Genomic DNA, 20,117 nt, shown 5'->3' with positions numbered 1-20,117 from the left:
TCACCACCCCTTTCCGGTAGCGGCGGCGACGCTGCGGACCCGGGCAGCCCGCAGCCGGAAGATCGCCTTCACCAACGCCGGCGCCGCTACGAAGATCACGATCAGCGCCTGGATCACCTGCACCAGCTCCAGCGAGATACCGGCGCTGGTCTGCATACTCCGCCCGCCAGCCTGCAACGCGCCGAAGAGCAGCGCGGCGGCGAGGACACCCCATGGTTTGGCGCGGCCGAGCAGGCCGACCAGGATGCCGTCGAACCCGACCGAGCCGATCACCAGCGGGGTCAGCACTGTGGCCGTACCGAGCACCATGGTCATCCCACCGAGCCCGGCCAGCCCGCCGGCGACCACCATCACCAGGACGTAGGTGGTGGTGACGGAGATGCCGGCGGCGCGGGACGCGTCCCGGTTGAGCCCGACCGCCCGCAGCTCGAACCCGAAGGTCGCCCGCTTGAGCAGCCACGCCACCCCAGCCACCGCCAGCACCGCCAGTACGACGCCCAGGTGTACCCGCAGCCCGGACAGGCCGGTCCACTCCGGCAACCGAGGCAGCTGCGCCGAGCCCGCCACCCGCTGACTGATCGCGTCGGTCCGGTCCGGATCCTGGACCCAGTGCTGGATCAGCAGCCACGACAGCAGGAAGACCGCGATCCAGTTCAACATGATCGTGGTGATGACCTCGTGCGCGCCGGTGCGGGCCTTGAGGAAACCGGGGACGAACCCCCAGGCCGCGCCTAGCAACCCGCCCGCGACCACCGCCACGACCAGGTGCAGCATCACCGGCAGCGGCAGCAGGAAACCGGCCAGCCCGGCGCCGACCGCGCCGAGGATCGCCTGGCCCTGTACGCCGATGTTGAACAGCCCGCCGCGGAACGCCACCGCGAACGCCAGCCCGGTGAAGATCAGCGGGGCGGCGCTGGTCAGCGTCTCCGACAACGGCCGAAGCGCCACCGCCCAGTCGCCGGAGCCGGTCACCGCGGCAGCGACCGCCGACGGGTCGGCGATCGCACCGCGGAACAGACTGGCGTACGCGTCGCTGACCTTCGTCCAGCTGGCGCCGAGCGCATCGGTGGGGCGGGCGAAGAAGTAGCCGTAGGTGGCGCGTACCGCGGGATCGGAGATGATCATCAGGATCGCGCCGACCGCCAGCGCCAGCACGATCGCTAGGGCGGTGACCGTGACCGTGTTCATCCGCCACAGCTGGTGCAGGAAGGTGGCGATGAACGACGGCGGCGGCTCGGCTGTATTTTCAGCCGGGGTCTCGGATGGTGTTGCCGGCGAAGTCTCAGCCGGGCGCTCAGCCGGGGTCTCAGCCTGTGGCTCGGTGGTCATGCCGCTCCTCCCGGCTGGTCGGTTTCGCCCGGCTGGTTCGGGAGCACGCCCGCCATCAGCAGCCCGATCTGCTCGCGGGGCAGCTCCGGCGAGACGGTGGCGATGATCCGACCCTGGTACATCACCGCGATCCGGTCCGCCAACGCCAGCACCTCGTCCAGCTCGCTGGAGACCAGCAGCACCGCGGTGCCGATGTCCCGCTCGCGGACGATCTGCCGATGGATGAACTCCACCGACCCGACGTCCACACCACGGGTGGGCTGCGACGCCACCAGCAGGGTCAGCCGGCGGGTGAACTCCCGGGCCACGATCAGCTTCTGCTGGTTGCCGCCGGAGAGCGTCCCCACCGCCGCCTCGACCGAACTGGTACGCACATCGAACTCGGCCGCCCGCTGCCGGGCCGACTCGGCGATCGCCGCCGGCCGCAGCGCCACCCGGCTGCCGAACGGCTCGGAATCGTAAAGGTTCAGCACCAGGTTCTCGGCGACCGTAAAGTCCCGCACCAGCCCGTCGACGGTGCGGTCCTCCGGGATATAGCCGACCCCGGAACGCAGAATCTCCTTCGTACGCCGGCCCACCACCGACTCGCCCCGCAGCCGGATGTCGCCGGCCACCAACTGTCGCAGCCCGACGATCGCCTCCACCAGCTCCGACTGGCCGTTACCTTGGACGCCCGCGATCCCCACCACCTCACCGGCGTGCACCCGCAGGTCCACCCCGTCGACCACCCGGCACCGCCGGTCGTCGTCGATGGCCAGACCGGCGATCTCCAGGACCGGCGCCCCCGGGGTGGCCGGCTCCTTGACCACCTCCAGGCTGACCGTGCGCCCCACCATCAGCGCGGCGAGCTCCGCCTCGCTGGCCTGCGGCGAGGTGGTGGTGATGGTCCGGCCGCGCCGGATCACGGTGACCCGGTCGGCGATCGCCTTCACCTCTTTCAGCTTATGGGTGATGAAGACGATCGACTTGCCGGCCGCCCGCAGCCCGCGGATCACCTCCAGCAGATCCTGGACCTCGCCCGGGGTGAGGACGGCGGTCGGCTCGTCCAGCACCAGCAGGTCGACCTCCCGGGTCAACGCCTTAACGATCTCCACCCGCTGCTGTACGCCGACCGGCAGATCCCCGACGACCGCGTCCGGGTCGACCGGCAGCCCGTACCTCGTGGAGACCGCGGTCACCTCCCGCCGGGCCCGGCGGCGGTCCAGCACCCGCAGTGGACCGCCCCGGCCGGGCTCGGCGCCGAGCATGACATTTTCCGCCACGGTGAAGACCGGCACCAGCATGAAGTGTTGATGCACCATGCCGATGCCGGCGGCGATCGCGTCGCCCGGGCCGTTGATCCGCACCGGCTCGCCGTCGATGCGGATCTCCCCGGAGTCGGGCTCGACCAACCCGTACAGGATGTTCATGAGCGTCGACTTGCCGGCGCCGTTCTCGCCGAGCAGGGCATGGATCTCACCCGGTTCGACGGTCAGGTCGACGCCGTCGTTGGCGAGCACGTCACCGAAGCGTTTGGTGACGCCGCGCAGCTCCAGTTTCAGCGCAACCCCCGGCTCAACGCGGCTGCGCCGGGGACTCGACCACGATCGTGCCGTCGATGATGTCCTGCCGGAGCTGGTCCACCTCGGCCTTCAGTTCGTCGTCGATCTCGTCCTCGAACTCGTGGTAAGGCGCGATCGAAACCCCGTCGTTCTCCAGCGTGCCGTAGAACTCGCCGGTGGCCAGGTCATCGGACCCGTATGCCTCCAGCACGGCGCCCTCGACCGCCATCGGCATGTTCTTGACCACGGTGGTGAGGAAGGTCGAGCAGTACTGCTGGGCGCTCTCGCAACCGTCAACGTCCACCCAGATCACCGCGTACTCCTCGGTCTCCAGCGCGCCGTCGGCGGTGCCGAGACCGGCCCCGCCGGCCACCGGCATGACCACATCGGCGCCCTGGGCGATGAACGCGTCCGACAACGCCCGGCCCGCCCCCTGGTCGGTGAAGCTGTCGGTGAAGGAACCATCCTGGGCATCTTTGTCCCAGCCCAACACCTCGACGTCGGCGTCCTTGACATCGTTGTAGTGCGCCACCCCGTCGGCGAAGCCGTCCATGAAGATGGTCACCGGCCCGATCTTCTCGCCCCCGTAGGTGGCGACGATGCCGCTGGTGGTGTAGCCGGCCGCCAGGTAGCCGGCGAGGAACGCGGCCTGGGCGGTGTCGAACTGCATCGGGTAGACATTCGGCTCCCCGACGTCGGCGTCGACGATGCCGAACTGCCGCTCCGGGTGGTCCGCCGCCACCTGCTGGGTCTGGCTGAACATCAGCCCGCCGACCGCCAGGATGAAGTCGCAGTCCTCCTGGACGTAGCCCTCCAGGTTCGGGATGTAGTCGGCCTCCGCGCCGGAGGCGACGTAGTCGATCTCGATGTCCGACTCGGCCGCCGCCGCACCCTCCAACCCGGCCCAGGCGGAGGTGTTGAACGAGCGGTCGTCGATGCCACCGATGTCGGTCACCATGCACGCACGGTAGTCACCGGCCGCCGCCGGGCTCTCCTCCTCGTCCGGCGCCTCGCCGCACGCGGCGGCGCTCAGCACCAGCCCACCCCCTACGACCAGCGCAAAGGCCCGCTTCCAACGCCCACTGTGCACGAGGCTCCCCTTCCCGACGCCGCCGCCGGACCGGCGACACACTTCGCCGCACCTTACGCCTACTGACCCGTAACTCTGACACCCGCCGACCAAGACGTTGACGACCTGTTATCCCGCCGTGATCTATGCCCGGTGACGGCTCGCGCTCGACCGCCGAGCCCCACTGCGCGGACGTGGCCACCCTGAAACAATTACTTCCTGCCACGTCTTCTGCGAGCAGGAGTGATCGTATGACCCACGACGGTGCCCACCAGCCCCCGATCCGGATCGACGGCGAGGTGCGGGCGGAGACCCCGCTCCGGCACATCTGGTCCGAGTGTGTCGGCGCCGGCCGGGCAAACGAGGCCCTACGCGCCGACTGGCAGCAACAGTTCGCGGAGGTCGTCGATAACCTGGGGTTTCGCTACATCCGGTTCCACGGGATCTTCCACGACGACATGTTCGTCTACCGGGAGGCTCACGGCGGCGGTTTCGGCCCCGACCGACCACTGGCTTCCCCGATCTACACGTTCAGCTATGTAGACAAGGTCTTCGACTTCATCCTCGACACCGGCGCCAAACCGTTCGTAGAGTTGGGCTTCATGCCGCGGGAGCTCGCGACCAAGACCGAGACGGTCTTCTGGTGGGGAGCTCACTGCAGCCCACCCAAAGACATGGACCGCTGGGTGGAGCTGGTCACCAGGTCGGTTTCACACTGGATCGACCGCTACGGCCTCGCCGAGGTCCGGCGGTGGCGGTTCGAGGTGTGGAACGAGCCGAACCTGGTCCCCCACTTCTGGACCGGGACGAAGACCGAATACTTCGAGCTCTACCGGCACACCGTGACGGCGATCAAAACTATCGATGCCGAGTTGAAGGTTGGCGGGCCGGCGACGAGCGTGTTCGTGCCGGACGCCAGATATCAGGGCGAGGTGGAGGATCGCGCCGCGATGCACGAGACGGCCGCCGCGACCGACGTGGACGCCCTCGACTGGCGCCCGGTCTGGATCGAGGACTTCCTCAGCTGGTGCGCCGAGCGTGACCTCCCGATCGACTTCATCTCGACCCACACGTACCCGACCGACTATGCCTTCGGAGCCGACGGCGACGCGGTGCCGATCTCCCGGTATGTCGACGCGACCGCCGACGACCTGGCCCTGCTCCGGAAGATCGTGGCGAGTAGCCCCTACCCCGAAGCCGAGATCCACATCTCGGAGTGGTCGACCTCGCCGTCGTCCCGCGACGCCATCCACGACACGGTCTTCGCCGCCACCTACATCACCCGGGCGTACCTACAGTGCGCCAGCCTCGCCGACTCGATCTCCTACTGGACCTTCACCGACATCTTCGAGGAGGGCGGCGCCGGGATCGGCCCATTCCACGGCGGCTTCGGCCTGCTGACCGAAGGGGGCATCCACAAACCCACCTACCATGCGTTCGCGATGCTCCACCAGCTCGGCGACCGGCTGCTCCTCAAGACACCGGCCGGGGCCGTGACCCGGAACAGCGAGACGTCCGCGGTCGCCGCGGTCTTCTTCAACTACCCCGCCGACATGGGCAAGCGCGCTGTCGGCTCGGCAGACTCGTACGAACAGACCCGGCCGCTCGCCGAGGTCGGGCCGAGCCGCCGGATCCGCCACACGATCGGCGGCCTCGAACCCGGCCGTACCTTTCTGGTCGAGATTCTCGATTGGGCACACGGGAACGTGGCTGAAGCCCACCACCAGCTCGGGTCGCCCCGCAACCTCTCCCGGGCCGAACACGCGCATCTGAGCGGCGTCGCCGACGCGCTGCGCCGGTTCACGATCACCGTCTCCGACACCGGCGTACTCGACCTGGATGTCGAACTCGGGCCGTGGGCGGTGATGTCGCTGCGGCAGTCGGCCTAAACCCGACACCACAGGTACGCTGACCCGCGTGGCTGAGGTCGACGTACTGGTCGTAGGCGCCGGGGTCAGCGGGCTGACCACCGCGGTGTGCCTGGCCGAGACCGGGCGACGGGTGACCGTGCGCACCGCCACGGAGCCGGCCCGCACCACCTCCGCGGTCGCCGGTGCGCTCTGGATGCCCTACCTGGTGCGGCCGGTCGACAAGGTCACCGCCTGGGGTGCCGCCACGCTCACCGAGCTGCGCACGCTCGCCGACCAGCCGACCACCGGCGTACGCCGCACCAACGGGGTTGTTCTCGCCCCGACCGCGATCGCGCCGCCAGCCTGGACCGAGACGGTGGCCGCGGTGCCGTGCCCGCCGGCGGACCTTCCCCACGGGTACGAGGTCGGGTGGCGGTTCGGTTCGGTGCTGGTCGAGATGCCTATCTACCTCGGCTACCTGGCTGACCGGCTCCGCGCCGCCGGCGGCCGGATCGAACCGGGCCTCGTCACCGACCTGGCCGACGCCCTCACGGTGGCGCCGCTGGTGGTCAACTGCGCCGGGATCGGCGCCCGGGAGCTGGTCCCCGACCCGGGCCTGCGGCCGGTCCGCGGCCAGGTGGTGGTGGTCGAAAATCCGGGCATCGACGAGTTCGTCAGCGAACACCCCGGCGCGTCCCCCTGGCTGAAGTATGTGCTGCCGCACCGGGACACTGTGGTGCTCGGCGGCACCGCCGAACCGGACCGCAGCGACCCCACCCCCGACCCGTCGATCACCGCCCGGATCCTCGCCGACAGCGTCGAGCTGGTGCCGGCGCTCGCCGGCGCCCCGGTGCTGGCGGAACGGGTGGGGCTGCGCCCGGCCCGCCCCGAGGTCCGGCTGGCGGTCGAGGACCGCCCGGCCGGCCGGATCATCCACAACTACGGCCACGGCGGCGGCGGGGTCACGCTCTCCTGGGGCTGTGCCCGCGAAGCCGCCGAGCTGGCGTCCGGCACGTAGCCAGGTTGACCCGCCCGCTCGCGCGAAACTCCCCCAGCCGGAGCGTAAACTCGCTGAACCCTCCCGGCAGCGGTCGCTCATCGAGGGTGCGCAGCCGGGCGTACTGGGGCCGGCGCCGGAATCGTACCGGGCGGCGATGTCGCCGCGGGGCTGCGACTGGTCGACCCGGTCCGGGTCCAGCTGAGCGTCGAGCAGCGCAACCAGCACTGCCCGGTGGTTGTCGATGAATTTGGTATCCACTCCGGGCACATCCAGCTGCCGGAGATACTGGCTGCCATCGACGTGGATATCGATCCACTGTACGGTCGCGACCAGGCGGGACCACTGTGGCTGGTGTTCGAGCACCCGCAACGGACGTCGCAGCAGCCAATCGACCAGCCGGGGAGTCTCGGCCCTCGCGGCCGCGACCTGCGCGGCGAACCACTCGGCCTGCTGCTGCCTTCCCAGCGCTGACAAGAGTTGGGCGTAGCTGTCGACCCACAGCCTGCCGGGCAGCTGATTGGCACCGATGAGCCGCCCGCCGACAGTCTTGTACTCCAGGCGTCCGAGCCGGCTGGCGACGCGTTGCCAGCTCGCCGCCCAGCCGCGGGCCCGTTCCAGATCCGCCGCCAGCTCTGCGGCGGTCGGGCCCCGCAGCGGGATACCGAGCGGCTGCCAGGCGGCGCCTTCGCCGTACGCGGCGAGCGCTCGCCCGCTCTCCCACTGCCGGCGGAGCTTGGCCTCGACATCGGCCGGTGTGGTCCAGGCGGTCATGCCGGCGTGGCCGCCTGTGCCGCAGCGTGGGCGAGCCGGCGCTCTCGATACTCTTCGATGGTCATGCCATGCAGCCGCGAGCAGTCGCCCTCTGCCGTGTTGTCGACCAGCCCGACCGAGGCGTCAGCTCGGTCGCGGTCACCGAGCGGGCATTGCCCTCGACGAAGACCCGGTGCAGGAAGCTCAGCACCAGCGGCGCGTTGTCGGCGCAGAGCAGCCGCCACGCCGGGCTGTGCTTGCGCAGCGCGGCGATCTCCTCGTACTGCAAGGTCACGCTCCTTCCGCCGCAGCCCAGCCCGACCGGCAAAAAGAGAGGGGCAGTAGCCGCTCTCACGGCGAGTGCCCCTTTATGGAGGTTCCAGCCTACATCACCGCATCGGGGAGTCCGGCTAAGACACCCTTCCACCCACGCCGGAGCGTGGATGGGATGGGGCTTGGTCTCCCGCTAGAGAAGACCGTGCTGGCGGACGTATCGGGGAAACTCCGTCCCCGTGCAGGGAAGACGATGCCCGGTCGCACGCAGTGCCTCGACGAGGGTGCCAGCGGCAGCTTCCGTCAGCTTGCCAGCCCCGCAAGCCCGGACCAGCAGCCAGATGGTGCCGTGAACCGATAGACGGTAGGCACGACCCACCCGGGTGGCGCTCCGGTCGTCAGTTATCGCCACGGCGCCGTTGTGTTCGGCGGCCGCGAACACACTGGCTTCCCCCAGGTCGCGTCCGGTGGCACCGAGCCTCCGCACCCATACTCCGAAGCTCTTGATCTCACCCGGCCGGTCCAGTGGAAGTTGACGCACCCACTCCAGTTCCAGTGCACCTGCTAGCTCAGGCCGCGTCTTCGCTCCGGTCCGGAGTTCGTCAAGCACCACAGTGGTGGTGGCGCATGGCTGTCCCAGGAGGAGTTCACCCAGCACGTCCAAGCGATCTGCCAGTGCAAAATGGCTAAGGATCATGGTGTCGAAGATGAGCAGTTGGCTGGAGCCGAGGGGAATCACGCTCACGGAGCGAGCCCAGCGTCACTACGCGGCGGCAAGTCCTCGGGCTTGATCGTTCCGTGAAGGAGCTCAATTGCGCGAGCGTCAGTGATCAGGTCACGCCGCCAGGCGTCGAGGACCGCATGCGAATACCCGGGCGGCACTCGGAGAGCGTCGAGGTCGGGCTGAGGAGCCCAGCCAACCGCGTCGAGGAACTCGGCTCTCGTGGGGGTGATCTGGCCCCACCTGATCCGGGTCGAAGGGTCAAGCCAGCCTGCCTGCTCGGCCTGCCGGAGGGCCAGTGACCATGAGGTGCGGTACCGAGCAGCCAATCCGACGAGCTCTTCACGGATCCGAGCGTCCGAATCACCCCGAGCTCCGAAAGCGCTGGCAGGTAGGAGCAGTTCGGCCGCGAAGGCATTCACGACTGCCTCCCGGTCGTCCCGGGACAGGTGCACCGCGAGATCGGTGGCGTACTCGTCGCCCAGCACCAGGTGCCCCAGTTCGTGTGCCGCGGTGGCCCGTCGCCGACCCGGGTTGCCGCTGGCGCTGACGACCGCCACCGCAAGGTCACCTTCAATCAGTGAGGCGCCGTCCCCCTCCAACGGGGTAACGAGAACATACTGTCCGCTGCGCTCGTTGAAGTCCAGTAGGCTCTCGATCGGCTCGTTATCGATCTTGCGTACCCGGCGCAGCCAGCGGGCAGCCTCGCGCCCGTCGGCCTGGGTCTCGATCCGGCCGGGATAGTGCACCGGTGGGCTCGGGCGAAGTGAACCCCCGTCAACCATCTGCCGGATGTCACGGAGCCACCCGGTCAGGACTACCTCGAGCCGCTGCGCGCTACGGTCGAACTCCGTATCGCTGTCGTCGGCTAGCAAGTCTGCTCGGTGGGAGATGACTGACGGCCGAGGTTCGAGCAGGTAGTCGACCGGCACGTCAAGCGCGCCCGCGATCCGGATCAGCTCCATCGCGTCTATCCGTCGACTCCCGGCCTCGATCTTCGCGATCATGGTGCGATCCAACGCCACTTCTCGAGCCAACTCGTCCTGAGACAAGCCGGCGCCGCGGCGAGCCTGCCGCACCAGCTCCCCAATCATGATCCACTCACCGGAGTCGGCCATGGTGCGATAATCGCACACTTGCCGCTTCGCTGTCTTGCCAGCTGGCAGACTGGTGGCGAGCCGGAGCTAGCGAAACGGCAAGACCTTCACCCGGCCATGGCCATCCGGCCCTGAATGACGGTGGCGAGCTGGCGGCACTTCGTTGTGTTCTTGAACAGGCTGGTCACGTAGTTGTCCGGAAACGCCGCTTCCACCTCGTCAATCAGGTGGCCAAGCATCACGCGCGTCAGGTCCCTCACCCCGCGGTCGGTGCGCTCGTCCGGTTCATCGGTTGCCGCCATTGCCCGGAAAACCAGATGGGCAGTCAGCCGGTTTCCGTGAACCGCCACTGTCTTCGCTCGGCCCGCCAGTTCGGTCTTCCGCTCAGCCAGTACTGCGTCGACCAGCCGTAGCACCTCCACGTGGCGCCACAACAGCTCGGCGGCGAGATCTGAGGTAAACAACTGGCGATAATAGCCGTCCCCGGTCTCCAGCAGCATGCCCCGTTCGCGCTTGGCGAGCACCGCGAACGACGGGTCCGGGTGGGCGCACGCCAGCGCGTCCGCCGCCTCAACCACCGAGCACCCCTCCGCTCCGACCGGCTGGTCCTCGCCCCGTTTGACCGAGTACCGCTTACCGAGGCGAAGTGCGAAATCCTCCCTGAGGGTGCTCTGGAGCGAGTCCAGCGCCACAAAGTCGCGGGCCTCGACAGTGTTTTGGGTGTTGGTGGCGCGGGTGACCTGTTCGCCAAAGTCAGCCGCGACGTCATCGAGCGAGATGAGCCGAACCAGGACCTGCGCCTGCTCGACCACGGCCGGATCATGCCGGGCGGCCTCAGCAATGCTGGCGACCGTCTGGGCTCCGTTGACTACGGTGATGCCGGTGAGGCTGAACTGGCCGAAGGTCCTCATGACCCCGCCCGCAGCGGTCTTCTCAATCTTCTGGCACAGCACGGTAATGCCATTGTTGAAGTACCAGAAGTGGCCCGGAGTCTTGCGTAGGGTCGCAACGATCGACCGGTTGGCTGAAGTCAGTCCGAGGGCGCGGCGGATGTTCCCGTCGAACAGCCGGTCACCGTGCTGCTCATACCAGCCGGCCACCTCGCTGGCGGATGCCGCACCGTAGAAAGCCTGATACGGTCCGTCGAGCGGTCCCCAGTTTGCCAGGGTCACGTCAACATCTGCCTGCACCCGCATACCTTCGACCAGGAACCGGTGCACCTCCGCGAGCCCGAGAACCCGCAACTCAACCTGCTCGGTCGGATCGTTCATCTGCTCGGCGACGTCGTCGAAGACGCGCTGGCTGTGCTCACCGAGCGTGGACGCCCCAGTGGTCACGACGACGACGGTGATGCGGAGGTTCACCTCCCGCAGGGCCGCGGTGAGCTGCGCCGCGAAGGGCTTAACCTTGGCATTGAACCGTTCGAAGCGTTCCTCGGTCAGAGCCTTAAGCCCGTCGACGAACTTGTGCATGTCACCAAGGTCGATCCCGCCCCTACCGTGCTGACGCCACTTCGACTGAACCAGAACGATCCACGGAGTGGCCTCGTCAACCCAGATCGCATCGATGCCGTTGTCGTCGCCGCCATCGACGATCGCGGCGGATGCGTCGACCGGGTCTCGACCGGTCACCATCTGCACCGCCAACGCGGCGAGTCCCCGGGTGTGCAAGTGTGCCCGTTGAGCGTGCGCCCCCACGTCGGAGAGATCGATCAGGTCTTGATAGTCCCGCTCGATTTTTGCGGCAACCTGAGTGACCTGCAGACTCATGCGCACTCCTGGTTCGGCGTTTTGAACATCATCACCAGCGGCAGGACCAGCGGGCTCGGCTGTCCATGCCAGGAGACCCACAGCGCCTCTCGTGGGCGGGTGGCGGCTACGAAGACCCTTGCCCTCTCTTCGTCGTGCAGGTACCGCTGGGCTTGAGGGTCGTCGCCAACGGCTGCGATCATGCTCTTTGGCGGGACTACGCCTTCAGACATGCCGGCGATCGCGACGCAGCGGTACTCCAGTCCTTTGAGCCGGTAAACGGTCATCACGTGTACTGCCCCCTGGGCATCGTAGGTCTCGGGGGTGACGACCGCCGCCGGGATGCCACGATCGGCGAACGCTGCAGTCACCTGCTCAGCGATCTGGTGGGTACGAACGCCCACCGCGATGTCAGCCATGGTGACCCCGACATCCCGCCACGCCACCACCTGCTCAGCTAGTGCCCCCAGCTCCGCCGCAAGAGTCGGGTAGCCGGCCACAATCGGCACCGGCCCCCGCGTCAACGCCCGATAGCTGTCCAAGGTGTCGTCGCCGCCGTCGAGATCGTCGTAGTGATGGCCCTTAAGCAACGCCAGCCCGCCCCGGGCGATCTCCCGAGTCGTCCGGTAGCTGATAGTCAGCCGACGGCTCCGGCCGCGAGTGTGGATGCCGTGGTGACTCAGCACCACGTACCGCCCATAAATGCGCTGATGCGCGTCGCCGACAAGGAACATATCGTCGGTCGCCTCGGGCACTACCGCCCGCAACAACCGCCACTGCCCGACGGTCATGTCCTGCGCCTCATCGACGACCACGTGCCGGTAGGGCTTGGTCTCCCAGCCACTGACCACCGCCGCAGCCTCGTTGGTCACCTGCGGAAAGGTCGTCTGGCGATGCTCGGCGAGCCACTCGGTGAAGCCCGCCAGCACCTCCCACACCTGTTCCCGCTGGCGCAGCGAGAGTCGCCGCATCCGGGGCCGGTGCGCCGCCAGATAACTCTCCTTGCTGGTCAGGTCGAGATCCAGGATGATCCGATACCACTCGTCGCGCAGCAACTGCGGGTCCAGCTCGCTGCCGGTCCGGGCCACGAAGCCACGTAGCGCAGCGAGGCAGTCCGCGTCATTCAGAGGTGAGGGCACCGTACGCCCCGCGTCAACCAGCACCCGCCGGGCCAGCTTGTCGGTCGTCACCACGTCGACCAAGTCCCGGACCACCTTGCCGCCGAGACGCTCCAGCAGCTCTCCCAGCGCCCGGGCGAGGGTGTTCCCATAGGTGGTGAGCAGGATCCGCTCGCCCGGCTCGGCTGCCCGTGCCAGCGACACCGCCCGGTGCACCGCCACCACGGTCTTCCCGGTCCCGGGGCCGCCGGTCACCCGCACCGGGCCGGAGTACGGCTTCAGTGGGTACGCCAGGCTGCGCTGGCTCGGGTGCAGGTAGGTCCGCCACCGGTCCATCGGCCAGGCCAGTGCGTCCTTCAGCTCGGCGGCGTCGGTCACCACCAGGTACGCCGCCTGGTTGACCGGGCTTGCCAGCGCGGTGGGAATGTCATCGCTCACCGTCGGCGCCTCGATCGGGGCGATCAAGTCCGCGTACACCTGCTCGGGTGAACGGTCCACGAGCGACAGCAGAACGTCGCGCTGCAGCGGCGGCAGCGGCTCCACCAGCTCCAACAGGTCCGCCTCGTCGACCAGGGTGCGCAGCGCCGGCACCAGCTCCTCGTTGACGCCCAGCCGCTGATAGTCGCGGTCGACCACGTGCGCCAGAAGCGGCGGCTGGTCGGTCACGCGTTGTCTCGGCGCGGCCACCACCTGCTCGACCCGGTCGCTGATCCGGGCGGTCTCGAGCGCCTCCACCGCCCCGGTCGCCGGGTTGAGAGTGAGGGTGACCTGCTCGGCGTAGCGGTAGGCATCGTCGTGGGGCAACACTGTCTGCACCATGTACATCGAGTCCCCGAGGTGGAGCAGCACCGCCCGCAGGTCGTCGGTGACCCGGGCGGTGCGGACCCGGCGGTCGCGAGGGTTCTTGATCGCCTTGAGTCTCACACCGCTGGCGTGGGGCTCGACCTGAAGCTTGATCAGGAAGTCCACCACGCGCTTTCGGGCCGAGCTGTCGAGATCGGACAGGGCGCGGTGCAGATTCTCGGCCAGCACGATGGTCATCCCCACCCGCCGCCACCTCCGGATCTTGACTGCTCGACACGTCCCGCTGACGAAGGGTAGCCCTGACGGTTAGATTCGGACAAGCAGGCCGTGACGCCGCATCGCACGCAGATGTTCGGCTGCGCGACGCGCCGCCGGCCCGCCGCTGACCAGCAGACCTGCTTCGACGTTGCTGCCGATACCGGCGGCGGTGAGGTTGGCGCTGCTGACGAACAAAACCCGTTCGTCGGCGACGACCAGCTTCGCGTGCATCCGGGCACCGTCCGGTCGGCGGTCGATCGCCCAGGTAAACAGCGGAATCTTCGGCAGGTCGGCGAAGGCCTTCGCCGGCTGCTCGCCCTGCAGCGCGCTGCCCGCCCCGCCGAGCGTCTCGACCACGATCCACACTGACACTCCCCGGTCCGTGGCGGCGGCGAGCGCTGCCAGCAACGGTGGGTGGGGCCGAGCGGCATAGGTGACCAAGATCAGCTCCGAGGCCGCCTGATCCACCAGGTCGGCGAGCACCTGGGCGGTCGAGCGCACCGGGACGTCGAAGGTGGTCGGCCCCGTCCACACCAGCTCCGCGCTCACCGCCGCGGCCCGGTGGGCGTAGCCGGCGGCGAGCCCGCGCAGATAGCTGGCGGCGAGCTCCGGCGGCCCAGCGTCCAACACTGCCAACAGCTGGGCCACCGCCGGATGATCGAGACCGATGGCGCTCAGCGCATATCGGGGCTCACCGGCCTCGATCGCCTCCGCGAGCCGCCGCAGCCGGTCCGGCCCCAGCTCGGCGGCGAGCGCGGCCGACGCCGTCTCGAACGCGGCGTTCACAGCTCCGGCACCAGCGCCAGCTTCGGGTCGTCGACCGGCACCACGAACCGCCGGTCCAGGAACCGGTTGCCGCGCTCGCAGGTGGTCTCGGAGACGAACAGGCACACGTGGCAGGCGGCGCCGTGCAGGAAGTCTGCCGGCCGCTGCGGCAGCCGCTGCCCGCAGAGCGGGTCCGATGAGCAGCGCCGGGCGTCGGCCAACGCGCGGCGCACCAGCCGTTCCAGCGGCTCCGGCTCGGCCAGCGACACCAGCCCGCCCAGGGTGCCTTCGGCGTCGGGAACCGCGGTGTAGATCAGGATTCCTGCCCGTGGGTCGCCGTCGTCGGGCGGCCGGGCGTAGATCCGCTCGCCCAGGCTGGCCGAGCTGTAGCCGCACTCCAGCGCGATGGTCCGGATCAGCAGGTGCGACAGCGTGTGCAGGGCAAGATATCGGGGCCCGGGCCAGTTACGCAGCGGATCGAAGTCGACCGGCAACCGGCCGGAGTAGCGGTTGTGCTGGAACCGCTGGTACGCCTCCCGGTGGGCGGCGATCGCCGCAGAGCCGGCGGCCTCCTCCGCCCAGCCGGCGATCAGCTCCTCGTTGACCCGCAGGAAGATCCCTTCGCCCCGGACCTCGCTCGCCGGCACCCAGCTGGGCCGGTCGCCCCGGCCGAGCCGGACCCGCCGCCGCCCCGGCTCCGGGTCGTCCGGGTCGGGGGCGTCGAGCCGGGTGAAGCCGACCAGCGCCCGCACCTCCCGCAGCCGCTCCACCTCCAGTACGTCGGCGAAGAGGCCGGCCAGCGTCGCCGGCACCCCGGCCGGGTCGCGCCGCACCGCGAAGTCCTCGGTCACCGGCGGTTGCTGGTCGGCGGTGAAGATCTGCCACTCGGCGGTACGCAGGTCCGGGTGCCCCGCCGGGCCCGGAGCCGGGGTCGCCGCGCCGCGGCGCCGCTCGATCGCCTCCCACACCTGCGTGTCGGTCCACTCCCGCAACTTTGAGAAGGTCGGGATGGTCCACAGTGTCTTCAGCACCGACGGATCGGTGACCGTGCTGAGGGTGCCCCAGGCCTTCTCCACCTCATCGTCCAGCCGGCCGCCGGAGGGCTTCGGGACCGCCAGCGCGGCCAGGGTCTGCGGGAACCACTGGTTGGAGGCGCCGACCACCAGCAGCCGCGCCTGCTCCTCGCACCCGCCCGGGTCAAAGGTCTGCAGGTGCGGGTGCCGGCCCCGGCATCGTGGCAGATTCTCCAGTCCACGCTGCCCCATGGCGTCGCTGATGTTGCGCCGGGCCTGGCAACTGACACACTCCAGCTGCACGTTGGCACCCAGGTTGCCGCCGAAGTCCCGCATCACCAGCCGCGGGTTGGGCGCCTGTGGGCAGCCGTCGCCGCCGTGCAGGAACAGCAGGTACGGGAAGTCGTCGAGGTGCCCGGCGGTGCAGGCGAGCAGGAACCGGGCTGGCACCGCCAGGGCGCGGCGGCGCCGGGTCGGGCACTGGGCGTGCAGGAAGCAGGCGAGGTCGGGCCGGCGTGGCTTGTCGTTGCTGAACGTCCAGACGCTCGGGTGGTAGCTGCCGAGCTCGTCGCAGGCGGTGCAGCGCAGCCACTGCGGGAAGGGCACCACCGGCACCCCTATCTTGGCCGCCTCGCCGCCGGGCCGGTCGTCGATGCCGGGCAGCCACGGCGCCGGCCGTAGCTCGGCGACGGATGGGCCGAGCAGCTTCTGCACCGCCTCCAGCAGCCGGGGCTCGAGCAGCGGCGCGTGGTCGTGGTCGTAGCGCCACTCGTCGAGCCCGCGCACCAGCACCGAGAAGTTGGGCAGGTCCACCACCCCACCCACCCCGGCGGTGAACATCAGGTGGCTGGGGCGCACCGCGCCGACCCGACGCCCGTGGCCGCTGGGGCGGGTCATGACCGGCCCCCTCGAGTGGTGGCGGGCTCACCGAACTCGTCCCCGGCCGGTTCATCCGACTCGTCGCCCGACCCGGCCTCGACCCGGCTGAACCCCCAGGCCGGGGCCTCCATCAGCGACTCGGTTAGGTCCCCACCGGAGACCAGCAGGTTGACCTCGTTCTCGGTCTCGCGCATCGACCGGGGCACGGTCAGCACATGCCAGGGCCCGTCACCGGCAGCGTCCAGCAGGCCCACATAGGTCTGTTGCGGGTCCCGCCGGGCGGCGTATCCGAGCGCATAGTCGCCCCGCTGCCGGCTCGCCCAGGCGTCGCGCAGCACCGCCAGCCGCTCGGCCAGATACTCCCGGCCCCGCTCCCCACCGGCCGCCCGGGCCCGGGCCAGCAGCCGCTCGGTGACCTGCTGAGCCACCGGTCCGCTCAGCTCGATCCGGCCGGCACCACCGTTGGCCGAGTGCTCGGGTGCCGCGTGCCGCAACGCCGCCACCGCGGTCGCCGCCGTGCCCCGGTCCAGCGCCCGACGGGCGTACGGGGTCACCGACAGCGCCTCCACCTGCCGGTAGAAGGTGGCGTGGTAGTGCCCGAAGTGCTCGTAGTGGGCCAGGTCCCTTGGCCGGGACCAGTTGTAGAGGGTGACCACCAGCCCGGGTCGCTCGGCGTCGCGACCCACCCGGGAGGAGGCCTGGATGTATTCGGCGGTGTTCTTCGGCTGCCCGGTGACCACCATCAGCCCGAACCGGGACACGTCCACCCCGACCTGCAGCATCGAGGTGGCGAGCACGACATCCATCGGCATCGGCCCCGCACGCTCCGGGATCCGCGGCTCACGCTTGTCCTTTTTGGCCGCCCGCAGCTCGGTGGCGAGCGCCTCCCGGCGCACCGACGTGTCCAGCGCCGGGTCGAAGCCGTACTCCAGCCGTTTGAGCACGTCGGCGATGTCGGCCGAGGAGATCCGGGAGGTCAGCTCGCTGATGTTCAGCAGGCCGGTGCGGCTGTGGATGCGGTTGGCGATCCCCCGCTGCCGGCCGTTGCGGCGCACCCGGATGGTCACGTCATCGTCGAGGTAACGCCGCATCCCGGCCAGCTCCCGGGTGGCGTTGAAGTAGCCGACCATCGTCATGTACGGGTCGGCCGGCTTGCCGTACCGGTCGAAGAGGGTCTGGCCAGCCAGCAGCAGGATCTCGCCGAGCCGGATCTCGGCCGCTTTGAGCCGGACGCCGTGGGCGCACATCCCGAGGTAGCGGCGGCCCGGATGCTGCCGGGTCACCGGCACCTGCCGGGAGAAGAAGGTGTCGGCCACGTCCAGCGCCGGCGGTGGGAAGACCGCCAACTCCCGGCCGTAGAGGGCGCGGACCTGGGCGTCGGCCCGCTTGGTGGTGGCGGTGGAAGCGACGATCACCGGCCCGGCCCGCACCTGCCCCTGGTCGGGGTCCGGCACCGGCCAGGCGCACAGCTGGTCCACCGCCGCCTCGAACAGCCCGACCGTGGTGCCCAGCGCCCCGGATATCAGGTGCAACTCGTCCTGGATGATCAGATCTGGTGGCCGCAGCGGGGTCACCGGCTCGCTGGTCACCGCCGGCAGCCGGTCGGTGCGGTTGTGCCGGCCCCGGCAGCCGGTGCGGGCGTCCAGGTCCGGGTGCCGGTAGCCGTGGCGCGGGCAGCGCTGCCGCACCTCGCCGAACAGGTGACCGGCGCAGCCGAGCCACGGCAGCTGGGCCAGCTTGTCCACAGTGGCAATCACCAGGCTGGGTGGGTACCGGTACAGCTCCTCGTCCACGGTGAGGATCGGCAGCCCTTCCTGCGGCGACATCCGCCGCGAGAACGGGCAGGCGAAGGCGCCCTCCCCCCGCGGGCAGTACAACCGCACCCGCCGTTCGTCGTCGCGTGAGTCCAGGTCTCGCTCGCCGCGCAGCCGCTCACCGCACCACGGGCAAGCGAGCACCTGCAGCACGTTGACCCGCTCCCCCTTGCCGGTGGTGCGGGCGTCGTCGACCTGGCGCTTGGCCTCGTCGTACCAGTTCGGTGCGACCGCGCTGCCGACCCACAGCCCGATCCGGAACGGTTCGGTGCCGTAACGGCCGTCGGTCAGCTCCGCCTCCCGGCGCAGATACTCCGCCGCGCACACCAGCGCCGCCGCCCGCTGGAACTGCTGCGCGGTGAGCAGCCGCAGGGTGTAGCGCATCAGCACCGCCATGCCGTCCCCGCCGTTGCGGGCGTCGACCCCGGCGCCGATCATCCCCTGCCGCCGCCGTACGGCGAACGTGTACGCGGTGAGGCCGAGGTACGCCTCGGTCTTGCCCCCACCGGTGGGGAAGAAGAGCAGGTCCACAAGGGCGCTGCCGCCCTCGGCGCGCCGCTGCGGGTGGGCCGGGTCGGTCAGCGCCGGCAGGTTCAACAGCACGAACGCGAGCTGGAACGGCCGCCACGAGGCGACCTTGGCCCCCATGTCCGCCACCTCGTCCCGCGCGGTCTGGTAGTCGAGCCCTTCGCTCTCCCGCAGCCCGGCCAGGGTGGTGTGGCGCCGTTGCAGCGCCATCGCCCGGTTGGCGAACCGAAACGCCTCCAACGCCTCTGGTTCATCGACGAGCAGCGTGATGCCGGTGCCGATCCGGTCGGCGATGCTGCCGGCCCGATACAGCGCCCGGTGGGCGGCCGGCCGCAACGGCTCGGGAAGACTGTCCACCTCGGCCCGCCGCTCGGCCAGCCAGGCCCGGTAGCCGTCGGCCAACGGCCTAAGCCCGGCGGCGAGCGCGTCGGCCGGCAGCTCGGCGAGGGTGTCCATCGCCAGCTCCAGCCCGGCCAGGTGGGGCGACTCGTCCGGCGGCGGCGCGATCGTCGCCGGCACGTCGTGGGAGGGCAGCCAGTCGGTGGTCAGCCGCCAGGCCCGGCGCTCGCCGTCTCTCCGGTCGACCGCCACCGCGACGTTGCGACCGCCGGCGTGGCTGAGCTGGTGCCGGTAGAGTAGCCGCAGATGCTGCTCTTCATAGTCGGTGGTGTGCTCGGCCAGATCCTCCAGCGGGTCGTCCACCGGCAGAAACACCGCTGCCTGCCCGTCGGGCGCACTCACCTGCAGGCCAGCTTGGAACAGCCACGCCACGTCGGCCCGGCCGGCCGGCTCCGGTTGCGAGTTGATCAGCGCCAGCTCCACCACCCGGGTCGGCTCGCCGCCGGGGTTGGGCCGGCTGTGCACCTCGACGGTCAGGTAGATCCCTTCGCCGCTGCCGTCGGCGACCTCAGTAGCAGCCGGGGCGTCCTCCGGATCCTCCGGGCCGGGGTTGGTGAGCAGGAACCGTCGCTGCGGCGCCCCGTCCAGCGGCACAGTCACCCGATGCTCGACCGGCCGGCGGGTCCAGACCGCCCGCGGGTTGCCGTGCTCAGTCGCCTGCACCACCGTGTCGTAGTGCCCCCAGCCCACGGTGAGCGCCAGCGCCGGCACGTCGGCCGACACGGTGAACGACATCCCCATCGACGAGGCCCACAGCCGGCCGGCGTTCTGCACACTGAACTGCTCCGGCAGCTCCCCGTCCTCGGTGTCGGCGTCGGCACCCAGGTCGTCGGGCATCCGGTCGGCCGCCTCCTGTGTGGAGCGCGGGTTGAACTTTGGCCCTAGCGCACCGACCAGGTAGCGGTCCCGGGGCCCCCGCGCCCGGGGCGAAAACTGCTCCTCCGGCCCGTCCCACGGCCCGAGCAGATCCCGGCGCAGATAGTCGGCCAGCTCGTCGCGCACCTGGAAGGACGTGGCGGACTGGAACTCCTGCGGCACGTCCAGGATCGGGTGCGGTTCAGACATCGAACAGGCTCCCCCTGCTCCGCGGTGGCACAGCGGCTCGTCATTCAGCTCCGACAGCCGGCTTAGGCCTCTCGGCGGCCCCGGCCGATCCCACAG

At 69.9% G+C, this 20,117-nt stretch carries 13 protein-coding genes and 1 pseudogene; 2 read left to right on the top strand and 12 right to left on the bottom strand.

The genetic code is table 11. From position 1 onward, the window contains the following. From JQS43_RS10750 to JQS43_RS10740, 3 genes are read right to left on the bottom strand one after another with little or no spacing between them, the layout of a single operon-like run. Nucleotides 1-1,329, bottom strand: a complete 1,329-nt coding sequence (locus JQS43_RS10750) for an ABC transporter permease (RefSeq protein ID WP_239678929.1) — start codon at nucleotides 1,327-1,329, stop codon at nucleotides 1-3. After that, complete coding sequence (locus JQS43_RS10745; protein ID WP_275581064.1) at nucleotides 1,326-2,828, bottom strand: ABC transporter ATP-binding protein; 1,503 nt, start codon at nucleotides 2,826-2,828, stop codon at nucleotides 1,326-1,328. The genes JQS43_RS10750 and JQS43_RS10745 overlap by 4 nt, the downstream gene beginning before the upstream one ends. A gap of 55 nt (nucleotides 2,829-2,883) precedes the next feature. Beyond that, on the bottom strand, nucleotides 2,884-3,960 hold the full coding sequence (locus tag JQS43_RS10740) for a BMP family lipoprotein (protein WP_239678928.1): 1,077 nt from the start codon (nucleotides 3,958-3,960) through the stop codon (nucleotides 2,884-2,886). Nucleotides 3,961-4,190: 230 nt separating this feature from the next. On the opposite strand from JQS43_RS10740, the gene JQS43_RS10735 reads away from it, so the two are divergent. Both JQS43_RS10735 and JQS43_RS10730 read left to right on the top strand, forming a co-directional pair. Further along, nucleotides 4,191-5,828: a GH39 family glycosyl hydrolase gene (locus tag JQS43_RS10735; RefSeq protein ID WP_239678927.1), complete on the top strand. Its 1,638-nt coding sequence runs from the start codon at nucleotides 4,191-4,193 to the stop codon at nucleotides 5,826-5,828. 28 nt (nucleotides 5,829-5,856) lie between these two features. After that, complete coding sequence (locus JQS43_RS10730) at nucleotides 5,857-6,807, top strand: FAD-dependent oxidoreductase (RefSeq protein WP_239678926.1); 951 nt, start codon at nucleotides 5,857-5,859, stop codon at nucleotides 6,805-6,807. A 246-nt stretch (nucleotides 6,808-7,053) separates the two neighbouring features. Here JQS43_RS10730 and JQS43_RS26285 read toward each other — a convergent pair. The 9 genes and pseudogenes from JQS43_RS26285 to drmA form a co-directional block, all read right to left on the bottom strand. Beyond that, nucleotides 7,054-7,560: pseudogene (locus JQS43_RS26285) on the bottom strand (DUF3322 domain-containing protein); the annotation flags it as partial. Nucleotides 7,561-7,621: 61 nt separating this feature from the next. Continuing rightward, entirely contained in the window at nucleotides 7,622-7,834 is a 213-nt protein-coding gene (locus JQS43_RS10720) for a DUF3375 family protein (protein ID WP_239678924.1), read from the bottom strand. Nucleotides 7,835-8,005: 171 nt separating this feature from the next. Beyond that, complete coding sequence (locus tag JQS43_RS10715; RefSeq protein ID WP_239678923.1) at nucleotides 8,006-8,557, bottom strand: PIN domain-containing protein; 552 nt, start codon at nucleotides 8,555-8,557, stop codon at nucleotides 8,006-8,008. Continuing rightward, nucleotides 8,554-9,651, bottom strand: a complete 1,098-nt coding sequence (locus tag JQS43_RS10710) for a helix-turn-helix domain-containing protein (protein ID WP_239678922.1) — start codon at nucleotides 9,649-9,651, stop codon at nucleotides 8,554-8,556. The genes JQS43_RS10715 and JQS43_RS10710 overlap by 4 nt, the downstream gene beginning before the upstream one ends. Nucleotides 9,652-9,737: 86 nt before the next feature. Next, nucleotides 9,738-11,399, bottom strand: a complete 1,662-nt coding sequence (locus JQS43_RS10705) for an AIPR family protein (RefSeq protein WP_239678921.1) — start codon at nucleotides 11,397-11,399, stop codon at nucleotides 9,738-9,740. Beyond that, nucleotides 11,396-13,537 carry a UvrD-helicase domain-containing protein gene (locus JQS43_RS10700; RefSeq protein WP_239679385.1) on the bottom strand — a complete coding sequence of 714 codons (2,142 nt, stop codon included), beginning with the start codon at nucleotides 13,535-13,537 and terminating at the stop codon, nucleotides 11,396-11,398. Before JQS43_RS10700 ends, JQS43_RS10705 begins: the two co-directional genes overlap by 4 nt. 69 nt (nucleotides 13,538-13,606) lie before the next feature. Next, the gene (gene drmC / locus JQS43_RS10695) at nucleotides 13,607-14,344 is read right to left on the bottom strand and encodes a DISARM system phospholipase D-like protein DrmC (protein ID WP_239678920.1); all 738 of its coding nucleotides are present in this window, start codon (nucleotides 14,342-14,344) and stop codon (nucleotides 13,607-13,609) included. Further along, nucleotides 14,341-16,233, bottom strand: coding sequence for a DUF1998 domain-containing protein (gene drmB, locus JQS43_RS10690; protein ID WP_239678919.1), 1,893 nt, complete (start codon nucleotides 16,231-16,233; stop codon nucleotides 14,341-14,343). Before drmB ends, drmC begins: the two co-directional genes overlap by 4 nt. Further along, nucleotides 16,230-20,021 (bottom strand): DISARM system helicase DrmA, encoded by a 3,792-nt coding sequence (gene drmA / locus JQS43_RS10685; protein WP_239678918.1) that lies wholly within the window; start codon nucleotides 20,019-20,021, stop codon nucleotides 16,230-16,232. The genes drmB and drmA overlap by 4 nt, the downstream gene beginning before the upstream one ends. Nucleotides 20,022-20,117: the final 96 nt, after the last annotated feature.

Source organism: Natronosporangium hydrolyticum (assembly GCF_016925615.1).
Lineage (GTDB): Bacteria > Actinomycetota > Actinomycetes > Mycobacteriales > Micromonosporaceae > Natronosporangium > Natronosporangium hydrolyticum.
The sequence above is the reverse complement of the archived record's forward strand: the minus strand, read 5'-3'. Positions and strand labels throughout refer to the sequence as shown.

Coding starts and splice junctions, on each gene's coding strand:
- drmA (WP_239678918.1), bottom strand. CDS start 20,021: ATGTCTGAACCGCACCCGATCCTGGACGTGCCGCAGGAGTTCCAGTCC.
- JQS43_RS10705 (WP_239678921.1), bottom strand. CDS start 11,399: ATGAGTCTGCAGGTCACTCAGGTTGCCGCAAAAATCGAGCGGGACTAT.
- JQS43_RS10710 (WP_239678922.1), bottom strand. CDS start 9,651: ATGGCCGACTCCGGTGAGTGGATCATGATTGGGGAGCTGGTGCGGCAG.
- JQS43_RS10735 (WP_239678927.1), top strand. CDS start 4,191: ATGACCCACGACGGTGCCCACCAGCCCCCGATCCGGATCGACGGCGAG.
- JQS43_RS10700 (WP_239679385.1), bottom strand. CDS start 13,537: ATGACCATCGTGCTGGCCGAGAATCTGCACCGCGCCCTGTCCGATCTC.
- JQS43_RS10750 (WP_239678929.1), bottom strand. CDS start 1,329: ATGACCACCGAGCCACAGGCTGAGACCCCGGCTGAGCGCCCGGCTGAG.
- drmB (WP_239678919.1), bottom strand. CDS start 16,233: ATGACCCGCCCCAGCGGCCACGGGCGTCGGGTCGGCGCGGTGCGCCCC.